Origin of the sequence: Streptomyces sp. NPDC088387, assembly GCF_044753385.1 — a bacterium.
In the GTDB taxonomy this organism is placed as follows: Bacteria; Actinomycetota; Actinomycetes; order Streptomycetales; family Streptomycetaceae; genus Streptomyces.
Genome location: NZ_JBIVNC010000015.1, coordinates 82131 through 101533 on the forward strand (window position 1 = coordinate 82131; position 19403 = coordinate 101533).

The following is a 19403-nucleotide window of genomic DNA, read 5'->3' on the forward strand; positions in this document are numbered from 1 at the left end:
CGACGACGGGGCGGTGTGCGGCGTTCTTCCGTCGTCGCCGCTGCCCCGTCAGCGAATCCGGAGACCGTCGAGGGCCTGGAGGGCTTCGGCCGCGGCGTTGCGGACGTAGTAGACCTCGTCCGAGCTCAGGGCGGCGAGCCGCTCACGCAGTCCGTCCTCGTCCGGCGGGAGCGTGCCCGTCACCTCCAGCCAGTGGGCGAGCCCCTTCGTGGCGGAATTGCGGATGCGTGAGTCCGGGTGGTCCATGGACCGGACGAAGCGGGCGAGATCGTGCGGGGTGTCGTCGTCGGTCACGTTGTGCGGGTCGAGGAGCCTCAACGCGACGAGCAGGACAAACACGTCGGGGTGCTCGTCCACCACCTGGCGTACGCCGGGCAGTGCCTCCACCAGGCTCCACAGCGCGGCGTGCGTCGACCAGCCGACGTCCTTGTCCGTCGCGAGGTTGGCCACCAGCGCCTGGGCCACAGCCCCGCGCTCCCAGGGCTGGAGTCCACTCTTCACCAGGGCCTCCAGACCCTGCACGGCGCCTTTGCGCACCTCGGCCTCGGTGTGGTCCAGGAGGGGGAGCAGCAGCCCCACGGCGTCCCGGCTCAGCGTTTCGCCGTAGGCCTTTGCCGCGGTCGAGCGCATGTGGTCGGACGCGGTGGGGTCGGTGACGATGGGGCGCAGGAGCGCTGCCGCTGCCGCGCCGCCCATGGACCCGAGCGCGTGGGCGGCCGCGGGCCCGGCATGGTCGTCGCTCAGCCAGTGCTCCGCCCGGCTCTTCAGTCGTTCGTCCCCCGTGGAACCAAGTGCCCACAGCAGTTGTGCCGCCACTTCCGGATGCTGCTCCGTCTCCAGAGCCGCGAACAGGGCGTCCCACGTCTCGGCGCGGTCCAGGCGCCTCAACCGGTGCGCCACGGCGATGCGCGTCTCGGGCAGCGGATTGCTCCGCAGGTCGACGAGGAGTGACGGCAACAGCTGGTCGGCGTCGTGGTCCGGCAGCATGGTCACTACCTGGGCTCGGACGGCGTCCGCGCCGAACTCGGCCGCGCGGACCGCCTCCGCCTTGATGTCGGGGTTGTCCGGGACCTCGTCGATGAGGGTCCGGGCCAGGCCCACGATCTGGTACACGGGGTCGCCGAGCAGTCGGACGAGCGCCGCCGCGTCACCGGGCGAACCCAGCGTCCGCAAGCCTTCCAGGGCATTGATCCGTATGTGGTGGTCCGGGTCGCCGAGCAGCCGCCCGTACGCGTCCGCGACCTCGTCGCCCCGTAGTTCGAGCCGGAGCGACGCCACGGAAGCCTGTCTGCGCACCCGCGGATCGTCGTCGTTCATCAGCGCGAGCAGCGCCTGCTCCCCGGCCTCGGAGACAGGGATCCACAGCCTCCCCAGGCCCTTCGCCGCGCCCTCCCGCACCTCGGGCGCGGGGTCGGCCGCCGCCCGCACGAGTGCCTCGGAGTGTTCGGCGGAGCCGAGTGTGCCCAGCCCCTTGGCCGCGGCCGCCCGGCGCCCGGTGTCGCCCGTGTCCAGCTCCTTCAGGAAGAAGGCAACCTGGTCTTCTGTCGTCATGTGCACCCCGGGAAGTAAGACCACCGAAGCGGCGGGAGGTTGTACCTGGGGACGCCTATAATATTCGTCTGTACGTTCGAATCGAGGGAGTGGTGCCATGTCGACGAACACCAACACGATCGAGACCTACCTGGACGGCTTCCGCCGCAGCGACCACACGCAGATCCTGTCCTGCCTGACCGACGACATCGAATGGACCGTCTTCGGGTTCTTCCGGCTGAAGGGCAAGGAGGCCTACGACGCGGCGATCGAGGGACCGGGGTTCGTCGGCCCGCCGCGCCTCGAAGTCGTCCGGATGGTCGAGCAGGGCGATGTCGTCATGGCGGAACTGACCGGGTCGGCGACCCGGGAGAGCGGTGAGGAGATGCGCATGTCGATGGCCGAGGTGTTCGTCATGCGCGACGGAAAGATCGCCGAACGGCGTGCGTGGGTCACCGAGTTGAAGGAGAACGACCACCGCTGACGGCCGTGGAGACCGCCGTGAAGGAGGACGGATGACCCCCGCAGGCCGTGATCAACTGCAACACCCGCGCTTCGCCCGCCAGTATCTGCGGATCGCCGCCGAGACCGACCGGCGTGGCGGCGCGGACCACCGTGAACGGCTGCTCGCCGGACTGAGCGGGCAGGTCCTGGAGGTCGGCGCCGGGCAGGGCCGCAACTTCGGGCACTATCCGGACGCCGTCGGCGAGGTGGTCGCCGTCGAACCCGACGACACCCTGCGCGCCGCCGCCGAACACACCGCCGCGACGGCCCCGGTACCCGTCACGGTCCTGCCGGGTGAGGCGGCCGAACTGCCCGTCGAGGACGGCGAGTTCGACGCCGCCGTGGTCTCGCTCGTGCTCTGCTCCGTCACCGACGTGCCCGCCGCACTCGCGGAGATCGCCCGCGTCCTGCGCCCCGGCGGCGAACTCCGCTTCTACGAGCACGTGCGCTCACCGCGACCCTGGCTGGGCCTGCTGGAGGACGCGATCACCCCGCTGTGGCGGCGGGCCGCCGGCGGGTGCCGGCCCAACCGCGACACCGAAGCCGCCCTGCGCGCCGCCGGTTACACCGTCACCCGGATCGAGCGGTTCGAATTCGCACCCTCGTCACTCGCGCCGAGAGTGCGGCACATCGTGGGGACCGCCGTACGACCCTGACGGCCGGCGGTGGTGCCGTCCGGCCGTCAGCGCCTTCAGCCGTCTGCCGGGCGGGCCCGCCGTGCCGACGACCGCACCGTTACGCCTTGCCGCCCGTGCAGGCCGCCCCGGGCTCCGGGGTCTGGCTGCCCTGGACGTACTTCTCGAAGAACTCGTCGACCCTCGGGTCGGACGCCTTCGTCACCTTCAGCTGATGACCCCAGGCGGACAGCGTGATCGGCGAGGACGCGTCGTTGTACGGGCTCATCAGCGAGTACGGCGTCTGCTCCACCTTCGCCGCGAGCGTCTCCACGTCCGCGTCGGCGGCCTTCTCGTTGTACGCGACCCAGACCGCCCCGTGCTCCAGGGAGTGCACCGCGTTCTCGTTCTGGATCGGCTCCGTGTAGACGTCGCCGTTGCAGTTCTGCCAGACGGCGGCGTGGTCACCGCCGACGGGCGGCGCCATCGGGTAGTCGACCTTGTTCTCGACGTGGTTCTGGCTCAGGTCCTTCCACGTCTTCTCGCCGGAGACCGGAGCGGCCTGCTGCTGCTCCTCCTCGTTGGCCGCGTCGAGCAGGTACCAGCCGCCGCCGGCGATGGCGACCAGGATCGCGGCCGACGCGGCGATGGTGATGATCCGGCCACGGCGTTCGCGCGCCTTCTCGGCGCGGCGCTGCTCCTCTATTCGGGCGCGCCGCGACTCGGCCTTGGCCTTGCCGCCCTGCTTGCCCTTGCCCGGCCCGGAACCCTTGGAACTGGTGGTGGCCATGATGAAGTCCTTTGTGTGCGGCGGAAATTGACGGATGCCGGTGAATCGGTGGGGAAAGGCATCCGGTCTAGGTCCGCAGCACCTGAAGGACATGCAGATCGGGGGCGCGGGGCGGCGCCGTGTACCGGGACACGTCGGTCAGTGCCGGGGCCGGCCGGGCGTCCACCCGGGCGGGCAGCCCCAGCGGATGGGGGTGCGGGGCGGGAGCCGTCGCCGGAGTGTCCACGGCCAGTTTCGCGCCGCACTGCTGGTGTCCGGGGGAGAGACAGGCGCGCTCGCTCCTGTGCCCGTCCGGCCGGTCGATGTCGACGTAGGTGACGGCGACGGACTCGGACTGCGGGGCAGTACCGTGGGCGCACAGACACGCCACACCCAGGAACGTGGCCAGCGCCACCAGCAGGCTCAGCACCACGGATCCGGTACGGCGCCGTGCCGCCCGGGCCGGTATCGGCGCGATGCCCGGCCCCTCGCTCCTGCGGACTGAGCCGCCCCGCCCCTTGAACACGCAAGCATCATAGGAGCACAGAGGCCCCACTCCCAGGCCCGGGTCGCGGAACGGACGAGTGAGCGGTGGCCAAGGCCCGGGGAGACCCCCGGGCGCCGCTCCGTACTCCGACGCAAGTACGCCCACTTACTCCCGCTGTCAGACGACCCGCACCCCCGCCGCCGGGCACGGTGGTGCACGTGAAACTCAGCCGCCCCGCACGCCGGGCCTCACTCGTCGTCCATGTAGCCGCCTCCGCGGGCTGGCTCGGGCTCACGCTCGGGCTGCTCGCACTGGCCGTCGCCGCGGCCACCACCGGGTCCGCGGTGACGGTGGAGGCCTCCGTCCGGGCCATGAAGCTCTTCGCGGACTGGCTCCTGCTCCCGGTCGCGTTCCTCACGCTCCTCAGCGGCCTGCTGCTCTCCCTGGGCACCCAGTGGGGACTGGCACGGCACCGCTGGGTCTACACGAAGTTCTGGCTGACCCTGGCCACCGCGGCCGCCACGGCCTTCGCCCTGCGCCCCGGGGTGAACGAGGCGGTCAGGACCGTCGCGGCCGGAGAGGGCCTGGCGGACACCACCGACCTCATGATGGGGCCGATCGTCTCGCTCTCGGCCTACCTGTTCATGACGGTGATCTCGATCCTCAAGCCGTGGGGACTGACCCGCCGGGGCCGCAGGCTGCGCACCGCGGCACGCCGGCCGGCGACCCGCGAGCGGGTGAGCGAGACGGTCTGAACCGGGGCGTCAGGGGGTTGGTGAGGGGCGCGACAATGCCCCTCACCAACCCCCTGTCCGATCTCCACCACCCGCTATCCGATCTCCACCACCCGGGCCCACGCCGGTGGCAGGTCCGGCACGTATTCGGGATCGTCCTCGTCGACGGAGGACCCGCCCCGGGGAAACAGCCCGACCACCGTCCGGCACGAAGGCCGGGCACTCGGCCAGGGCGTCTGTCCGTCGGTCAGCACCACAACGACGTCCGGGCGGGGCCGCGCCCTCAGCGCCCTCGCGAAGCCCGCGCGCAGATCCGTACCCCCGCCGCCGTACAGCGTGATCCCCTCCGCCCGGCACAGTGACTGCGCGATGTCGGCAGACGCGTCGCACGGCAGCACACTGACCAGGTCGCGGCGCCCGCCCACGGCACGGGAGATCTCGGTGACCTCACGCAGCGCGCTGCCGAGTTCCGCGTCACTGACCGACCCCGAGGTGTCGATGATGACGCACACCCGGGGCGGCATACGCCGAAGACTCGGCAGCACCACCCCCGGCAGCCCCGCCGAACGCCGGGCCGGCCGGCCGTACGAGTAGTCGTCCCCGGCGGCGCTGCCCGAAGTGGCCGCCCGGACCGCCGCACCGAGCAACTCGCGCCACGGCTGCGGCGGTTGGAACGCCTCCTCGGCCCATCGCTTCCACCCCCGAGGGGCGTCGCCCGGCCGCCCCTTGAGGCCCTGCGCGACCCGGAACCGCACCGCGTCCCGCTCCTGCGCACTGAGGCCGTGCGCCCCGTCGGGCCCGAGCTCCCACTCACGGTCGAGCCCGTCCGCACCGCTGCCGCAGTCGAGCCAGGCCATGCCCTGCGTCCGCGGACCGAGCCGGAACTGACGGAGGTAGTCCTCCATCAGCTCACCGGCGTTCAGCGCCAGCGTCTCCGGCACGACCACGTCCTCGGGATGGGTCAGCCCCTCACCGAAGATGTCGTCGTTGATCTCCAGATCCGCGGCGATGTTCATCCGCAGCCGCTCGGCCGGCCCGGTCAGCCCGTGCTGGCGGGCGTAGCGGTCACTGCGCCCGTGGTGGTCGCGCAGCAGGTGCGACACCTCGTGGACCCAGACGCCGGCCAGTTCCTCCACCGGCAACCGGTCGACGTACGCCGCAGAGACATAGCAACGCCAGTACCGGTCCACGCCCATCGTCGGCACCCGCTGCGACTCCACCACGTGCAGGGCGAACAGCGCGGTGGCCAGATACGGCCGCATACGGGCGGCGTGCAGCCGTGCCGCGTAGAGCTTCTCGAGATCCAGCGCGCCGGTGGGCCGAGTGCCGCCCGGGTCCGAGGGGTCCGGCCCGGGCGCGGCCTCCGCCGTGACCGTCGAAGACGTACCCCTCCGACCCCCGCCTCCCTCGCCGCTCATCGCTGCCCCTTCACGCCGGCCCCGACCCGCGCCGCCACCCGGTCCGCGCGCCGTGACATCGACACCGCTCCGGCCAGCCGCTCGATCGCCGCCGGTACGTCCCAGTCCTGCTGCCGCAGGGACGCGAGCGTGGTCGCCGGCACAACAACGAGATCCGGGGCGCCGGTGTCCAACGCACTGACCAGCAGCGCCCAGGCGGCGTCCCAGCGCGCCTTGTCGGGCCGGGTGCGTACGGCCTGGACAACGCCGTCGAGCACGGCCTGGCGGAGATCCCCGCGCTCGGGCAGCTCCGCCCCCGCCGGGTCGGCGAGCAGTGTCTCCGGGTCCGGCAGGTCCATACGGTCGACGCTCGCCAGCAACTCAAGGCCGGGACCGTCGCCGACCGTTCCCCTGACCAGCATGGACAGTACGTCCCGAGAGGAGCCGGCCGCGGTGGCGAAGGCGATCAGCCGCAACGTCATGTCCCAGCTGCGCGGCGACGGCCAGGCGCCGCCACGGCGCGTCTCACTGCTCGGCAGCCGGTGTACGAGTCCGGGCCGCGCCTGGAGCAGCCCGCACACCGCGCGGCGCGCGAAGTCGACGGCTTCCGCGAGCCGTTCGGGGTCGAGCCGGGGGAGTGTGGCCCGGGGCCAGGTGCCGCCGAGACCCCGGACCACCACCTCGTGGTCGTGGATCCACTGAAGGTGCACGAACCGGTTGGCCAGCGGCGGGCTCAGCTCCCAGCCGTCCGCCGCCGAGGCCCGCGGGTTGGCCGCGGCCACGATCCGCACACCGGGCGGCAGTTGCAGGGCGCCCACCCGCCGTTCGAGCACCAGGCGCAGCAGCGCGGCCTGCACCGCGGGCGGCGCGGTGGACAGTTCGTCGAGGAAGAGCAGTCCGCGGCCCGCCCTCACCAGTCGTACCGCCCAGTCCGGTGGCGCCATCGGCACGCCCTGCTGTGCGGGATCGTCACCGATGACGGGCAGCCCGGAGAAGTCGGACGGCTCGTGCACGCTGGCGATGACCGTGGTGAGCGGCAGGTCCAGGGAGGCAGCGAGCTGGGTGAGTGCCGCCGTTTTGCCGATGCCGGGCTCGCCCCACAGCAGAACGGGCAGATCGGCGGCCACCGCGAGGGTCAGCGCCTCCAGCTGCATGTCGGGCCGGGGCTCGGTGGTCGTGTCGCCGAGCAGGGTCAACAGCGAGTCGGCGACGTCGAGTTGGGACGTGGAAGAAGGGTTCACGGGGGCGGCGTACAGGGCGTGTGTGGGCATGTGTCATCACCATGGGAGCTCGTGCCGGGGCCGCACGGCGGCGCCGGGGGGGGGGAGTGGTCAGTGAGTGCGCGCGGGGCGACGCTGGTCGAGGGTGTGATGGCGTGGCGGCCCGCACCGCTCCGGCGGGCGGTCGCTCAGGCCGGCGCGGAACAGCCCGTAGGTGATCCGCCGCCGCGCCGCCGTCTCCAGTTCGTCCCGCAGGGCGCCGTCCCGAAGCCGCGCCTCGGGTCCCAGCAGGCCTTCGACCATGGCGAGCGCACCGGTGAAGTCCCCGTGCCGCAGCCGTTCCTGGACGTCGTCGAGGCAGTCGGGCCGACGGTGGGCCCGGTCGATGGCCTGGAGACAGGCGAGCGGAGTACCGGTCAGCTCGGCCAGCAGCTCCTCACGCCGGAGCTCGATCGGATCGTGGTCCAGCGGGGCGAGCACCCCGTCGACCAGAGCGATCCGATGTGTCTCGCCCCGGCACTCCACCAGCCGCGCCCCACCGGCCCGTTCAAGGTGGGTCGTCGTCCGGTCATCGGGCCGGTGTCCTGGTACGAGCGCGGCGGCGACCAGTGGATGCAGCCGGTCGGCGTCGAGCGCACCGGTCCGCAGCAACTCCAGATCGGGTGGTGTCCAGGTGGCCGCGTCCGGCAGCACGGGCAGCGCGGACACGGTGTCCGAGGAGTGCAGGACGGGCGGCGCCCCCGGCTCCAGCAGGAACCGGTGCCGGGAGCCCGGGCGGACGGTCACGGCACTCTCGCCGAGACCGTCGGCCCGTAGCAGCAACTCCGCCTCGTCCGCCCAGCGTTCGACGGCACAGCGGTGCGCGTCCGGCACCACGTCCAGCAGGTCGGCCCCTTCCGGAAGAGGGCCCACGGCAGGCGGCGAACCAGCTCCGGACCGCACCCGCAACTCGTCGGTTCTGCGGGCGTCCCACAGATGGCGATGGAGGTCGAGCCGGTAGCGCGGGTTCGGGTGCGGATGGGGATGCGGATACCGGCGCTCACCGGCCCCGGAAATCGAACCCGTACATCCGTCCCACAGCCCAAGACTGATCCGCTGACCGGCGTCGGCCCAGGCGGGCACGGTACGGGCCACGAGATACAGCGGGGACGTACCGTCCCGTGCCGCGGCGTCGTAGCGCGCGAGCGCGATCGTCAGACCGGGGCGCAGCAGCCCGTCGGGCGCGATTCGCGGCATGTGCCAGCGCAGCAGGTCGGGCGCCAAGTGCCGTAGATCCGCGCGGAGTCGGGCGGTGGTCCTTTGGCCGTGGGTACGTGCCGTGGCCCGGAGGTTGAGATCGGCGTCGACCCTGGCGGCGGCGCATGCCCCTGCCCAGTCCCCGGCAAGCCGACGGGCGGTCGCAGTCTCGATCATGGACGCTGGCACGGCGAACTCGCGCACGCGCAGCCAGAAGGAAAGGCGGGAATCCTCGTTCGCGGTCGAAGGGAGCATCAGCACTCACCTTGCGCGGACGGGGCCCCCATTCTGTTACCAGAGGGAGTAGTCATCGGCGAGAGCGTAACGCCTGGCGGGCGACTTCGCGAGCCTTTTTCCGATCACTCGTGGCGGAGCGGCGGACACCGCATGCTGCCGTACGATCCGGTCCGCCCGCCCCGTGAGGAGATCCGCCCATGTCCGTGCCGCCCGTGCCCAGTCTGCTCGGAGTCTTCGCCCACCCCGACGACGAGTCGCTCTCGGCGGGCGGAGTACTCGCCCGCCACGCGGCCGCCGGCGCACGCACCGGCGTGGTCACGGCCACGTGGGCACCGGGCACACCCCGAGCCGCCGAACTCGCGGACGCGCTCGGCCTGTTGGGCGCGGGCGAGCCAAGGCTGCTCGGCTACGCCGACGCGCGTGTGCCGCAGTCCGCGCCGGACGCGGTACGGCTCCTCGACGCGCCGCTCGACGAGTCCGTACGGCGGCTGGTGGCCCACCTCCGCGCGTTCCGACCCGACGTGGTGGTCACGCACGACGCCTACGGCGGACTGCCCGGCCACCCGGACCATGTGCACACCCACCGGCTGACGGTCCTCGCCGTCCAGGCGGCCGGACTTGAGCGGCTCTACCCGGACGCCGGGGAACCGTGGCAGCCCCGTGCCCTCTACTGCGCCACGCACCCGCACTCCGCGGTCGCGGGGCTGCGGGACGTCATCGGCGACGTCAAGACCCTGTACAGCGTGCCGGACGCACAGGTCACGGCCGCCGTCGACGTCCTGCCCTGGCTGGACCGGAAGATCGCCGCCGTGCTCGCCCACCGCAGCGAGGTCGAGCGCGGCGCCGTCCCCGGCGTCGTCGCCGGACTGCCGGGGGAGTCCCGCAGGCGGCTCTTCGGCACGGAGTGGTTCATCCGCCACCCGACAGCGGGCCCGGTCGGACGGACACAGTCGGAACTGACCGTCTGACGGCGGCCGTTGGGCCTGTGTGCGGGCATCCGGTCAGCGTTTCCACCGCCGTCCGGCCAGGCTTCTGTTGCCGTCCGGTCAGGCTGCCACCGCCGTCCGCTCAGCCGGTGTACGGGCACACGGTCAGTGCTTCGACTGCCGTCCCCTCAGCCGTCGTACAGCAGCACCAGCAGGGTCGTCCCCGCGCCGAACGCCAGCAGCGACGCGCCCCACCAGTGCATCGGGACGGCCCACATGGTGTGGTCGCGGCCGAACCGGTTGAGGTGGCGGCCCCAGAACCAGAGGACCACACACGCGACCGCGCCACCGATCGCCGGGCCCAGGGTCTGACTGCCCCCGACACTGCCGATCGCGATCCCCACGAAGAGGATCGGGAAGGTCAACCAGCCCAGGCCGCTCCAAGCGACGATCATTGGATCTCCCCGTTGTCCCACCCGATGCCGCACCCCGCGCGGCACGGCCCCGCAGCGGCCGCCCGGCCGCGTTCAGCGGGCGTCCACCAGGGAGTGTGCAGCGAACCTCCCGGCGGCGAAACCCCGCGACGTACAATCGCCGACGTGACCAGCAAAGCCGACCCGGGCCAGTACCTGCGTGACCTCGCGCGGCTGCGCCGCGTGAAGGACCGGATCGACCGGGAGTACGCCCAGCCGCTCGACGTCGAGGCACTCGCGCATGGTGCGCACATGTCGGCGGGACACCTCAGCCGCGAGTTCCGGCGCGCCTACGGGGAGTCGCCGTACAGCTATCTGATGACCCGGCGCATCGAGCGCGCGATGGCCATGCTGCGCCGCGGGGACCTGAGCGTCACCGAGGTCTGCTTCGCGGTCGGCTGTTCGTCGCTGGGCACCTTCAGCACACGGTTCACCGAGCTGGTCGGCGTACCGCCCAGCGTCTACCGGCGCGAGGCCGCGGAGGACACGGCGGGGCTGCCGTCCTGCACGGCAAAACAGGTCACCCGACCGGTCAGGAATCGAGAAGCGGCCGTACAGGGCCGGGGCTAGCGTGAAATCCATGGACCTCACCATTCACGCAAGTTTCCTGCCGCACGACAACCCCGACACCGCCCTGGCCTTCTACCGGGACGTACTCGGCTTCGAGATCCGCAACGACGTCGGCTTCGAGGGCATGCGGTGGATCACCGTCGGCGCCCCCGACCAGCCCGGCATGAACATCGTGCTCTACCCGCCGTCCGCCGACCCCGGCATCACCGAGGCGGAGAACCGGACCATCTCCGAGATGATGGCGAAGGGCACGTACGCCAGCCTCGTGCTGACCACCAAGGACGTGGACGGCGTCTTCGAGCGGCTTCAGGCCGACGCCGAGGTCGTCCAGGAGCCGACCGACCAGCCCTACGGGGTGCGCGACTGCGCCTTCCGCGACCCCGCGGGCAACATGATCCGTATCCAGGAGAAGCGCTGACCCGTCCGGCGGCCGCCGCTCCGACCTGCGCGGACGGGAACCGACGGTTCCCCGGCGGGGCAGCGGCGGCCATCGCCCTCCGGCAAGCGGAACCTCGCGGACCGGTGTCGCGCCCGCACCACGAGGGTTAGCCTGACGTGCTGCTCCGGGCCGATCAGCGGGAGCCGGGCCGCGGGGGACACGCCCAGCCGCACAAACCCCACGGCCGGCGCCCGGACGACACGCGGAAAGCCGGAACAGCGCACGATGACCGGACGAGGACCGCTCGAATACCGCTCCAGGACCGCTTGAGCACACGACGAGTACCGGACGACCGACGGACGAGTACCGGACGAGCACCGGGCATTGTCAGAGGGACTGCCTAGGCTGTCCGCGCAAGAGGACGACGACGGCGACGGCGCCCCGCGGGACCGACGGAGACCGCGGGCGGCGCGCGTGGAAGATGGAGACACGAAGATCATGGCCAAGACGACGAAACCGCAGTCGCCGGAGCCCCACGCTGCCGACAGCCACGACCTGATCAGGGTGCACGGCGCACGGGAGAACAACCTCAAGGACATCACCATCGAGATCCCGAAGCGCCGCCTGACGGTGTTCACGGGCGTCTCCGGCTCGGGCAAGAGCTCCCTGGTGTTCGACACCATCGCCGTGGAGTCGCAGCGGCTGATCAACGAGACCTACAGCGCCTTCCTCCAGGGCTTCATGCCCAACCTGGCCCGGCCCGAGGTCGACGTCCTCGACGGACTGACCACCGCGATCACCGTCGACCAGCAGCGGATGGGCGGCGACCCGCGCTCCACCGTCGGCACCGCCACCGACGCCAACGCCATGCTGCGCATCCTCTTCAGCCGGCTCGGCAAGCCGCACATCGGCGGCCCCGGCGCCTTCGCGTTCAACGTCCCCTCCGTCAAGGCGACCGGCGCGATCACCGTCGAGCGCGGCAACCAGAAGAAGGAGCGTGCGTCCTTCTCCCGCACCGGCGGTATGTGCCCCAACTGCGAGGGCCGCGGCAAGGTCTCCGACATCGACCTGACCCAGCTCTACGACGACTCCAAGTCGCTCGCCGAGGGCGCGTTCACCATCCCGGGCTGGAAGTCGGACAGCCAGTGGACGGTCGGGCTCTACGCCCAGTCGGGCTTCCTCGACCCGAACAAGCCGATCCGCCGGTTCACCAAGAAGGAGATGCAGGACTTCCTCTACGGCGAGCCGACCAAGGTCAAGGTCAACGGCGTCAACCTCACCTACGAGGGCCTGATCCCCAAGATCCAGAAGTCGTTCCTGTCCAAGGACAAGGAAGCGATGCAGCCGCACATCCGGGCGTTCGTGGAGCGGGCGGTCACCTTCACCGACTGTCCCGACTGCGGCGGCACCCGGCTCGCCGCGGGGGCCCGCTCCTCCAAGATCAAGGGCATCAACATCGCCGACGCCTGCGCGATGGAGATCCGGGACCTCGCCAAGTGGATCCGCGGCCTCGACGAACCGTCGGTCGCGCCGCTGCTCGCCAAGCTCCAGCACACCCTCGACTCGTTCGAGGAGATCGGCCTCGGCTATCTCTCCCTGGAGCGGCCCTCCGGCTCGCTGTCCGGCGGCGAGGCACAGCGCGTGAAGATGATCCGCCACCTCGGCTCGGCCCTGACCGATGTCACCTATGTCTTCGACGAGCCCACCATCGGTCTGCACCCGCACGACATCCAGCGGATGAACGACCTGCTGGTCCGGTTGCGCGACAAGGGCAACACCGTGCTCGTCGTCGAGCACAAGCCGGAGGCGATCGCCATCGCCGACCACGTGGTGGACCTCGGTCCCGGCGCCGGTACGGCGGGCGGCACGGTCTGCTTCCAGGGCACCGTCGAGGGGCTGCGGAAGAGCGGCACGGTCACCGGCCGGCACCTCGACGACCGCGCGAAGCTCAAGGAGTCGGTCCGCACCCCCAAGGGCGCCCTGGAGATCCGCGGGGCCGACGCGAACAACCTCCAGAGCGTCGACGTCGACCTCCCGCTCGGTGTGCTGTGTGTGGTCACCGGCGTCGCCGGCTCCGGCAAGAGCTCGCTCGTGCACGGCTCCATCCCCGCCGACGAGGGGGTGGTGCACGTCGACCAGAGCGCGATCCGCGGCTCCAGGCGCAGCAACCCGGCGACGTACACCGGACTCCTCGAACCGATCCGCAAGGCATTCGCGAAGGCCAACGGGGTCAAGCCCGCGCTCTTCAGCGCCAACTCCGAGGGCGCCTGCCCGACCTGCAACGGCGCCGGCGTCATCTACACCGACCTGGCCATCATGCAGAGCGTCGCCTCCACCTGCGAGGACTGCGAGGGGAAGCGATTCCAACAGGCGGTGCTGGAGTACGAGTTGGGCGGCCGCAACATCAGCGAGGTGCTGGAGATGTCGGTGACCGACGCCGAGGCCTACTTCAGCGAAGGTGAGGCGCACACCCCGGCCGCGCACAAGATCCTGGAGCGGCTCGTCGACGTCGGGCTCGGCTATCTCACCCTCGGCCAGCCCCTCACCACGCTCTCCGGCGGTGAGCGGCAGCGGCTCAAGCTGGCCGTCCACATGTCCGAGAAGGGCGGTGTGTTCGTCCTCGACGAGCCGACGACGGGTCTGCATCTCGCCGACGTCGACCACCTGCTCGGCCTGCTCGACCGGTTGGTCGACTCCGGCAAGTCCGTCATCGTCATCGAGCACCACCAGGCCGTGATGGCCCACGCCGACTGGATCATCGACCTCGGACCCGGCGCCGGCCACGACGGCGGAAAGGTCGTCTTCGAGGGCACGCCGGCCGACCTGGTCGACGGCCGGTCGACGCTCACGGGCGAGCACCTGGCCGCGTACGTCGGCGCCTGACCGGTGTCCGGGGCGAGTACCGAGTGCCCGCCCCGGCCTCATCTCACCTGGTCGAACCGGCCCAGGAAGCCGAACCGGCCGCTCTCGACCCGGTACAGGAAACCCGACTGCTCCAGCCGGATCATGTGTGTGCCGTCGTCCATGAACGACAGCGGTTTGGCCAGGCCCTCGTAGGACGTGCGGAACAGACGCTCGGCGACCTGCGCGGGGGTGACGGCGGTGCGGGAGCCGAACGCGTCGAGGGCGCGGCCGAGCAGCCCCACCGCGTCGTACGCCTCCGCGGCCCAACGGCCCGGTGCCGTGCGGTACTTGGCGCGGTACGCCGAGGTGAAGGCCCGCGCCTCCTTGGTGTCCGTCGACTGCGCTTCGGTGTAGGGCGCCTCGAACACCCAGCCCTCGGCCGTGTCGCCCGCGGCGTCGAGGAACGCGGGCCGCATCACGGGTTCCAGGCCTGCCCGCTCTCCGGTGAAGCCCGCCGCGGCCAGCGCGCGGGCACAGGCCGCGGCACGGGCCGGTGAGGTCCCGGCGAAGACCACGGCCTCCGCCCCGGCGTCGAGCGCCTCCGCCACGGCCGCCGTCGGATCGTCCTGGTCCGCGGCGAGCGCGTGCACGGTGACCTCGCCGCCGTCGTCCTCGTTGGGCGGCGCCTCCCTGATGTCCCGGGCCACCTCGCGGGACGCGGCACCCGCCGCCGCGTCCTCGATGACGGCCGTACGGCGGCTCGGGCGGGTGTGGGTCAGGTAGTGGATCAGCGGCAGCGCGCGGGAGGAGTTCCCCGCCCTGGTCACGCAGAGCGTACGGGCGTCGGCCGTGGACAGGCCGATGGTGTCGGGTTCCGCCGAGACGAGAAGGAACGGCATCGACGCCTCGCCGTACACGGGGGCGGCGGCTCGTACGGCGGCCGGGCTCGTGGGGCCGATCGTCGCGCACATCGCCGGGTCGGCGACCAGCCGCCGGGCGATCGTCGCGGCCCGGTCCGCCTCGCCCCGGTCGTCATGGGCCACGAGGGCGAGACGGAAAGCGATGTCCTTGCGGGCATTGTGGTCGGCGACCGCGAGACGCGCGGCGCGTTCCTGTGCCGTGCCGGTGTCCTTGTCGGCGCCCGACATGTCCGCCTGGAATCCGACGGTGCGGGTGGGGAGTCGGGGTGAGCCACCGCCCTGAGTCGGCGGGGGCCGCCGGATCAGCAGTACGGCCGCCGCACCACCCGAGGCGGCCAGTGCCGTGACCGCCGAGCCGCCGATCACCAACGCCCGCCGCCGACTGGGCCGTTCGTCGTTGATGCCCGGGGACAGGGTCTCCGGGGCGGTGTAGGGCGGGCGCGGTGGCGGATCCAGTGCGCGGGTGGACCGCTCGGCCACCAGTCGCAGCACCTCGGGCGGCAGCCAACTGCCGCGAACACGGGCGGAGTCGGGGTCCGGCCCCGCCGCCTCGAAGGTGGCCCGCAGCTCGGACGCGGTCGGCCTGGCCGCGGGCTCTTTCTCCAGACAGGCGGTGACCGCCGCCGCCACCTCCGCCGGCACCACACCGTGGAGTGCGGCGAGGTCCGGCTCCTCGTGCACCGTGCGGTACAGCACCGCGCTCGGGTCACCGGTGCCGAACGGCCGCCGCCCGGTCGCCGCGTACGCGAGCACACAGCCGAGGGCGAACACATCGCTGGGCGCCGCCACCTCGCCGGCCGAGGCACGGGCCTGCTCGGGGGAGAGATAACCGGGTGTGCCGATCACCGCGTCCGGGGCGGTGAGCGCGGTCAGCGCGGCTCCACCCGCACCGAGGGCGATGCCGAAGTCGATGAGGCGTGGTCCGTCGAGGGCGAGCAGGATGTTCCCCGGCTTGACGTCCCGGTGCACCAGACCGGTCGTGTGCATCTCGGCCAGCGCCTGCCCCAGCCGGGCGCCGAGGCCAACGACGGTCGCGCCCGGCAGCGGCCCGAGCGCCGTCACCGCCTCGGCCAGCGACGGACCCGCGACGAACGCGGTGGCCAGCCACGGCGAGTCGGCCTCGGCGTCGGCCGCCGTCACCGGCACCACCCAGCGCCCCGAGATCCCACCGGCCAGCCGCACCTCACGGCGGAACCGGGCCCGGAACGCCGGATCGGCGGCGTACTCGGCCCGGATCACCTTCAGGGCGACCGGCGTCCCGTCGGCGGCACGCGCCAGGTACACCGTGCCCATGCCACCCGCCCCGAGCCGGGCGAGCAGCCGGTGACCGCCCAGCGTCTCGGGGTCCTCGGGTCTCAGTGCGCGCATGTGCGGTTCTCCGGCGAGGTCAGACGGTCGTCATGTCCAGCGGACCGACATAGGCGAACCGGTCGCCCTCGACGAGGTAGTGGTGGACCTGGGTGACCGTCATGAAGTGGTTGTCGTCGAAGGTGTACGTACCCGCGAGGCCCTTGAAGTTCGCCTTGGCGAGGGCGTCGGCCAGCTGCTGTCTCCCGGGGGCCTTCTTGCCGCGGCTGAGCGCGGAGACCCGGTCGGCGACCAGGCGGGCCGCGTCGTACGCCTCGACCGCACCAGGTTCCGGCGCGGCCCCGTACCGCTTGCGGTAGGCGGTGGTGAAGCTTCGTACGGGATCCGAGTCCGGTCCGATGTACGGGCTCAGGGCCTGCCAGCCCGTGGCCGCCGGGCCTGCCGCCGCCGTGAACGACGCGGTCGCCGACGCCGTGTCCAGGAACCGCGGCCCGGTGAAGCCCCGTTCGGCCAGGGCACGGGCCACCGCGGCGGCGCGCTCCGGAGTGCCGGAGTAGTACAGACCGTCGATGTCGTTCTCGATCATGTCGGCGACGACCGACTGCGCGTCGGCCGAGTCGGGGACGACCCGCGGGTACAGCTCCAACGGGAAGTTGCGTGCCGCGCCCCTGGCCAGGATGACGTTCTCGAAGCCGGTGACACCGCCCGCGCGGTCGATCAGCAGCCCCGGGCGCGCCGACTTCTGCGCGGCGAGCGCCACGACGGTTCCGAACGCGGTGTGCGAGGCCATCGGGGCGGCCCGGAAGTACCGGCTCGGCTGGAACACCAGCGCACTCTGCACGGCGGAGACCGACAGCTCGGACACCGTGACCAGCGGCATCTTCGCCGCCTCGTAGAGCTCCACGGCCGCCCTGGCCGAGTCGTACCCGGTCGGGCCCAGCACGGCGAGTACCTGCGACGCGTCCGTCAGTCGCCGTGCCGCCGCCTCCGCACGGGCCGGGTCACCCCCGTCGTCGACCACTTCGAGGGCGAGCGTGAACGGCTTGTCCTTACGGGAGTTGAACTGGTCGACGGCCAGCCGGGCCGCCCGCTCCTGCGCCGTACCGATCGCCTTCTGCGGGCCGGTGAGGTCCGCGTGGACGCCGAGCACCCGGCGCGGACCGGCCGTGGCCGCGGGCGCCTCCTCGTCGTCGTTGCGCAGGGCTGCCCACACCGCCATGCCACCGCCGGCCAGCACAACCGCCGCGCCGCCGGCCGCCAGTGCCAGCAGGCGGCGCCGCCCCGGACCGGACTTCTCGGGTGCGGTGCCCGGCGACACCTCCGTCGGTTCGATGCCGGGCAGGGCGAGGAGTTCGTCGGACCGCTCGGCGACCATCCGGACGACCGGGTCCGGCAGCCAGTCGATCGACCCCTCCGGCGCGTCCTCCACCAGCGCCGCGTCCACCTCGGCGGCATCGGGCCGCTCCGCCGGATCCTTGGCCAGACAGCGCCCGAGCAGCGCACGCAGCTCCTCGTCCGCGACGCCCTCCAGGTCGGGCGCGTCATGCACCGTGCGGTAGAGCAGCGCGTCCACCGCGCCGGTGCCGAACGGCGGGCGGCCCGTGGCGGCGTGCGCCAGCACACAGGCCAGGGAGAAGACGTCGCTCGGCGCGCCGACCTCGCGGGCCCGCGCCTGTTCGGGGGAGAGGAATCCAGGGGTGCCCACAACGACGCCGGCCGACGTCAGTTCCGTCGCCTCGGCCGAGGTGGGCCGTGCGATGCCGAAGTCGATCAGCCGGGGCCCGTCGGGGGCGAGCAGGACGTTGCCCGGCTTGACGTCCCGGTGCACCAGACCGGCCGCGTGCACCGCGGCCAGCGCCCGGGCCAGCACCTTCCCCAGCACCCGTACCGCGCGCGCCGGCAGCGGCCCGCACGCCACGACGGCCTCGGCCAGCGACGGCCCCGGCACGAACGCGGTCGCCAGCCACGGCGATTCCGCGTCCGCGTCCGCACCCAGCACCGGCACCACCCACGGACTGTCCACCTGCCGCGCGGAGGCCACCTCGCGCCGGAAGCGGGCCCGGAACTCCTGCTCCTCGGCGTACTCCGGCTGGATAACCTTCACCGCGGCCAGTTCGCCGGACTCGGCCCGCGCGAGATACACCACACCCATGCCGCCCGCGCCCAGGCGGCCGAGCAGACGGTACGCGCCGAGACGCGAGGGGTCGGAAGTGATCAGTGGCTCCATCACGCACCCTCCTTCGACGCGGACGCGGACGCGGACGTGGACGCGGACGTGGACGCGGACGTGGACGCGGACGCGGATGCGGACGTGGAATTGGACGCGGAGGGGGACGGGGACACGGAGTCCGACGGGGACGCAGTCGCGTCCGGGGCGGACTTGCCCTCGGCCGGACGCCCGAGCTCCTCCTCGGCCCTCAGCAGCATCCTGGGCAGCGCCTCCTCGACGAGCTTGGACAGCTCGTCCTCGGTGTACCCGCGCGCGCCGCACACCGACGTCGACGTCACCACCGGGCCGAACTTCGCCTGCGACCACCAGTAGGGATAGGGCCCGCCGTGCGTCTCGCTGACGCAGTTGCCCGTCTCCAGCAGGGTGTCCTCACTCGACTCGTTGGTGCCCTCCCCGCGCTTCAGCGCCAGCGACGTCAGCTCGGTCAGCCGTTCGCCCGGCTGGAGCAGCTGCTCCTCGCAGCCGATGGCCTCCTCCAGCATTCCGGCCTGCTCCCAGGCGGCGTCGTCCGCCGTACGGTGCACGGTGACGGTCGTGGAGATCCGCACCAGCCCCTTCTCTCCACCTGCGGGAACCTCGAAGTGCCGGGTGCGGGTGGCCAGTACGTCCTTGGGCAGCGGCTGCCGGTGCCAGGAGCAGTCGCCCTCCAGCACCGCCCAGCGGCTCGGATCGCTCTCGTACGGTGTTGCGGCCCGCACTTCGGCCGGGAACAGGTCGGGGTCCGGGATCAGTTTCCCGATCAGCTCGGTGGCCTCGGCCGCGGTCGTGGGCTGCCGTGCCGGGTCGGCCTCGACGATCGGTGTCGCCGAGGGCGTAGCCTCGGCCGACGCGGCGCCCGTCCCGCTCCCGGACGGTGAACCGCTTCTGGCCCGCTCGGCGGTGTCGCCGTCCCCTCCGTCGGTGCAGCCGGTCAGCAGTACCCCGCACAGTGCGAGGGTTCCGCAGCCCAGCCGGGCTCTGCCATACGCCACGATCCCGCCCCCTGCATCGTGTTGGACCCGTGATCGGCCTGTGTGCGATCCGTG

General features: G+C 72.2%; 17 protein-coding genes. 7 read left to right on the forward strand and 10 right to left on the reverse strand.

Annotated features, from left to right (window positions below; translation table 11 throughout):
• Positions 1 to 48: 48 nt before the first annotated feature.
• Complete coding sequence (locus tag ACIQAC_RS32185; RefSeq protein WP_402197288.1) at positions 49 to 1551, reverse strand: HEAT repeat domain-containing protein; 1503 nt, start codon at positions 1549 to 1551, stop codon at positions 49 to 51.
• A 97-nt stretch (positions 1552 to 1648) separates the two neighbouring features.
• Between ACIQAC_RS32185 and ACIQAC_RS32190 the strand changes: the two genes are divergently transcribed.
• On the forward strand, positions 1649 to 2014 hold the full coding sequence (locus ACIQAC_RS32190; RefSeq protein WP_402197291.1) for a nuclear transport factor 2 family protein: 366 nt from the start codon (positions 1649 to 1651) through the stop codon (positions 2012 to 2014).
• Positions 2015 to 2045: 31 nt separating this feature from the next.
• Positions 2046 to 2690 carry a class I SAM-dependent methyltransferase gene (locus ACIQAC_RS32195; protein ID WP_402197293.1) on the forward strand — a complete coding sequence of 215 codons (645 nt, stop codon included), beginning with the start codon at positions 2046 to 2048 and terminating at the stop codon, positions 2688 to 2690.
• Between the two features lie 79 nt (positions 2691 to 2769).
• On the opposite strand, the gene ACIQAC_RS32200 is transcribed toward ACIQAC_RS32195, so the two are convergent.
• Together ACIQAC_RS32200 and ACIQAC_RS32205 are read right to left on the reverse strand one after the other, a co-directional pair.
• A complete protein-coding gene (locus ACIQAC_RS32200; RefSeq protein ID WP_402197295.1) occupies positions 2770 to 3438 on the reverse strand; it encodes a DUF3105 domain-containing protein in 669 nt (222 codons plus the stop codon).
• A 67-nt stretch (positions 3439 to 3505) separates the two neighbouring features.
• Positions 3506 to 3943, reverse strand: coding sequence for a hypothetical protein (locus tag ACIQAC_RS32205; RefSeq protein ID WP_402197297.1), 438 nt, complete (start codon positions 3941 to 3943; stop codon positions 3506 to 3508).
• A gap of 179 nt (positions 3944 to 4122) precedes the next feature.
• Between ACIQAC_RS32205 and ACIQAC_RS32210 the strand changes: the two genes are divergently transcribed.
• Positions 4123 to 4659 (forward strand): DUF2269 domain-containing protein, encoded by a 537-nt coding sequence (locus ACIQAC_RS32210; protein WP_402197299.1) that lies wholly within the window; start codon positions 4123 to 4125, stop codon positions 4657 to 4659.
• A gap of 74 nt (positions 4660 to 4733) precedes the next feature.
• On the opposite strand, the gene ACIQAC_RS32215 is transcribed toward ACIQAC_RS32210, so the two are convergent.
• The 3 genes from ACIQAC_RS32215 to ACIQAC_RS32225 are packed head-to-tail and all read right to left on the reverse strand — an operon-like array spanning position 4734 to position 8746.
• On the reverse strand, positions 4734 to 6056 hold the full coding sequence (locus ACIQAC_RS32215) for a VWA-like domain-containing protein (protein WP_402197301.1): 1323 nt from the start codon (positions 6054 to 6056) through the stop codon (positions 4734 to 4736).
• Positions 6053 to 7306, reverse strand: coding sequence for an AAA family ATPase (locus tag ACIQAC_RS32220; RefSeq protein WP_402197302.1), 1254 nt, complete (start codon positions 7304 to 7306; stop codon positions 6053 to 6055). The genes ACIQAC_RS32215 and ACIQAC_RS32220 overlap by 4 nt, the downstream gene beginning before the upstream one ends.
• 60 nt (positions 7307 to 7366) lie before the next feature.
• A complete protein-coding gene (locus ACIQAC_RS32225; protein WP_402197304.1) occupies positions 7367 to 8746 on the reverse strand; it encodes a hypothetical protein in 1380 nt (459 codons plus the stop codon).
• A gap of 179 nt (positions 8747 to 8925) precedes the next feature.
• Here ACIQAC_RS32225 and ACIQAC_RS32230 point away from each other — a divergent pair, with 179 nt between their 5' ends.
• A complete protein-coding gene (locus tag ACIQAC_RS32230; protein ID WP_402197306.1) occupies positions 8926 to 9696 on the forward strand; it encodes a PIG-L deacetylase family protein in 771 nt (256 codons plus the stop codon).
• Between the two features lie 146 nt (positions 9697 to 9842).
• Here ACIQAC_RS32230 and ACIQAC_RS32235 read toward each other — a convergent pair whose 3' ends face one another.
• The gene (locus ACIQAC_RS32235) at positions 9843 to 10109 is read right to left on the reverse strand and encodes a hypothetical protein (RefSeq protein ID WP_402197307.1); all 267 of its coding nucleotides are present in this window, start codon (positions 10107 to 10109) and stop codon (positions 9843 to 9845) included.
• 144 nt (positions 10110 to 10253) lie between these two features.
• Here ACIQAC_RS32235 and ACIQAC_RS32240 point away from each other — a divergent pair, with 144 nt between their 5' ends.
• The 3 genes from ACIQAC_RS32240 to ACIQAC_RS32250 all read left to right on the forward strand — a co-directional run bounded on the left by ACIQAC_RS32240 (position 10254) and on the right by ACIQAC_RS32250 (position 13959).
• A complete protein-coding gene (locus tag ACIQAC_RS32240) occupies positions 10254 to 10697 on the forward strand; it encodes a helix-turn-helix transcriptional regulator (protein WP_402197310.1) in 444 nt (147 codons plus the stop codon).
• A 10-nt stretch (positions 10698 to 10707) separates the two neighbouring features.
• Positions 10708 to 11115: a VOC family protein gene (locus ACIQAC_RS32245; protein WP_402197312.1), complete on the forward strand. Its 408-nt coding sequence runs from the start codon at positions 10708 to 10710 to the stop codon at positions 11113 to 11115.
• A gap of 459 nt (positions 11116 to 11574) precedes the next feature.
• Positions 11575 to 13959 (forward strand): ATP-binding cassette domain-containing protein, encoded by a 2385-nt coding sequence (locus ACIQAC_RS32250; RefSeq protein WP_402197314.1) that lies wholly within the window; start codon positions 11575 to 11577, stop codon positions 13957 to 13959.
• Positions 13960 to 13997: 38 nt separating this feature from the next.
• Here the strand turns inward: ACIQAC_RS32250 and ACIQAC_RS32255 are convergent, their stop codons facing one another.
• The 3 genes from ACIQAC_RS32255 to ACIQAC_RS32265 are packed head-to-tail and all read right to left on the reverse strand — an operon-like array spanning position 13998 to position 19349.
• Positions 13998 to 16208: a bifunctional serine/threonine-protein kinase/ABC transporter substrate-binding protein gene (locus ACIQAC_RS32255; protein WP_402197315.1), complete on the reverse strand. Its 2211-nt coding sequence runs from the start codon at positions 16206 to 16208 to the stop codon at positions 13998 to 14000.
• 19 nt (positions 16209 to 16227) lie between these two features.
• The gene (locus ACIQAC_RS32260; RefSeq protein ID WP_402197317.1) at positions 16228 to 18375 is read right to left on the reverse strand and encodes an ABC transporter substrate-binding protein; all 2148 of its coding nucleotides are present in this window, start codon (positions 18373 to 18375) and stop codon (positions 16228 to 16230) included.
• Positions 18375 to 19349 carry a hypothetical protein gene (locus tag ACIQAC_RS32265; protein ID WP_402197320.1) on the reverse strand — a complete coding sequence of 325 codons (975 nt, stop codon included), beginning with the start codon at positions 19347 to 19349 and terminating at the stop codon, positions 18375 to 18377. The genes ACIQAC_RS32260 and ACIQAC_RS32265 overlap by 1 nt, the downstream gene beginning before the upstream one ends.
• Positions 19350 to 19403 lie beyond the last annotated feature (54 nt).

Bases quoted from the DNA above. Each gene is read 5' to 3' on its own strand.
- ACIQAC_RS32185 (WP_402197288.1), bottom strand. From the start codon at position 1,551: ATGACGACAGAAGACCAGGTTGCCTTCTTCCTGAAGGAGCTGGACACG.
- ACIQAC_RS32190 (WP_402197291.1), top strand. From the start codon at position 1,649: ATGTCGACGAACACCAACACGATCGAGACCTACCTGGACGGCTTCCGC.
- ACIQAC_RS32195 (WP_402197293.1), top strand. From the start codon at position 2,046: ATGACCCCCGCAGGCCGTGATCAACTGCAACACCCGCGCTTCGCCCGC.
- ACIQAC_RS32200 (WP_402197295.1), bottom strand. From the start codon at position 3,438: ATGGCCACCACCAGTTCCAAGGGTTCCGGGCCGGGCAAGGGCAAGCAG.
- ACIQAC_RS32215 (WP_402197301.1), bottom strand. From the start codon at position 6,056: ATGAGCGGCGAGGGAGGCGGGGGTCGGAGGGGTACGTCTTCGACGGTC.
- ACIQAC_RS32220 (WP_402197302.1), bottom strand. From the start codon at position 7,306: ATGCCCACACACGCCCTGTACGCCGCCCCCGTGAACCCTTCTTCCACG.
- ACIQAC_RS32225 (WP_402197304.1), bottom strand. From the start codon at position 8,746: ATGCTCCCTTCGACCGCGAACGAGGATTCCCGCCTTTCCTTCTGGCTG.
- ACIQAC_RS32230 (WP_402197306.1), top strand. From the start codon at position 8,926: ATGTCCGTGCCGCCCGTGCCCAGTCTGCTCGGAGTCTTCGCCCACCCC.
- ACIQAC_RS32235 (WP_402197307.1), bottom strand. From the start codon at position 10,109: ATGATCGTCGCTTGGAGCGGCCTGGGCTGGTTGACCTTCCCGATCCTC.
- ACIQAC_RS32245 (WP_402197312.1), top strand. From the start codon at position 10,708: ATGGACCTCACCATTCACGCAAGTTTCCTGCCGCACGACAACCCCGAC.
- ACIQAC_RS32250 (WP_402197314.1), top strand. From the start codon at position 11,575: ATGGCCAAGACGACGAAACCGCAGTCGCCGGAGCCCCACGCTGCCGAC.
- ACIQAC_RS32255 (WP_402197315.1), bottom strand. From the start codon at position 16,208: ATGCGCGCACTGAGACCCGAGGACCCCGAGACGCTGGGCGGTCACCGG.
- ACIQAC_RS32260 (WP_402197317.1), bottom strand. From the start codon at position 18,375: ATGGAGCCACTGATCACTTCCGACCCCTCGCGTCTCGGCGCGTACCGT.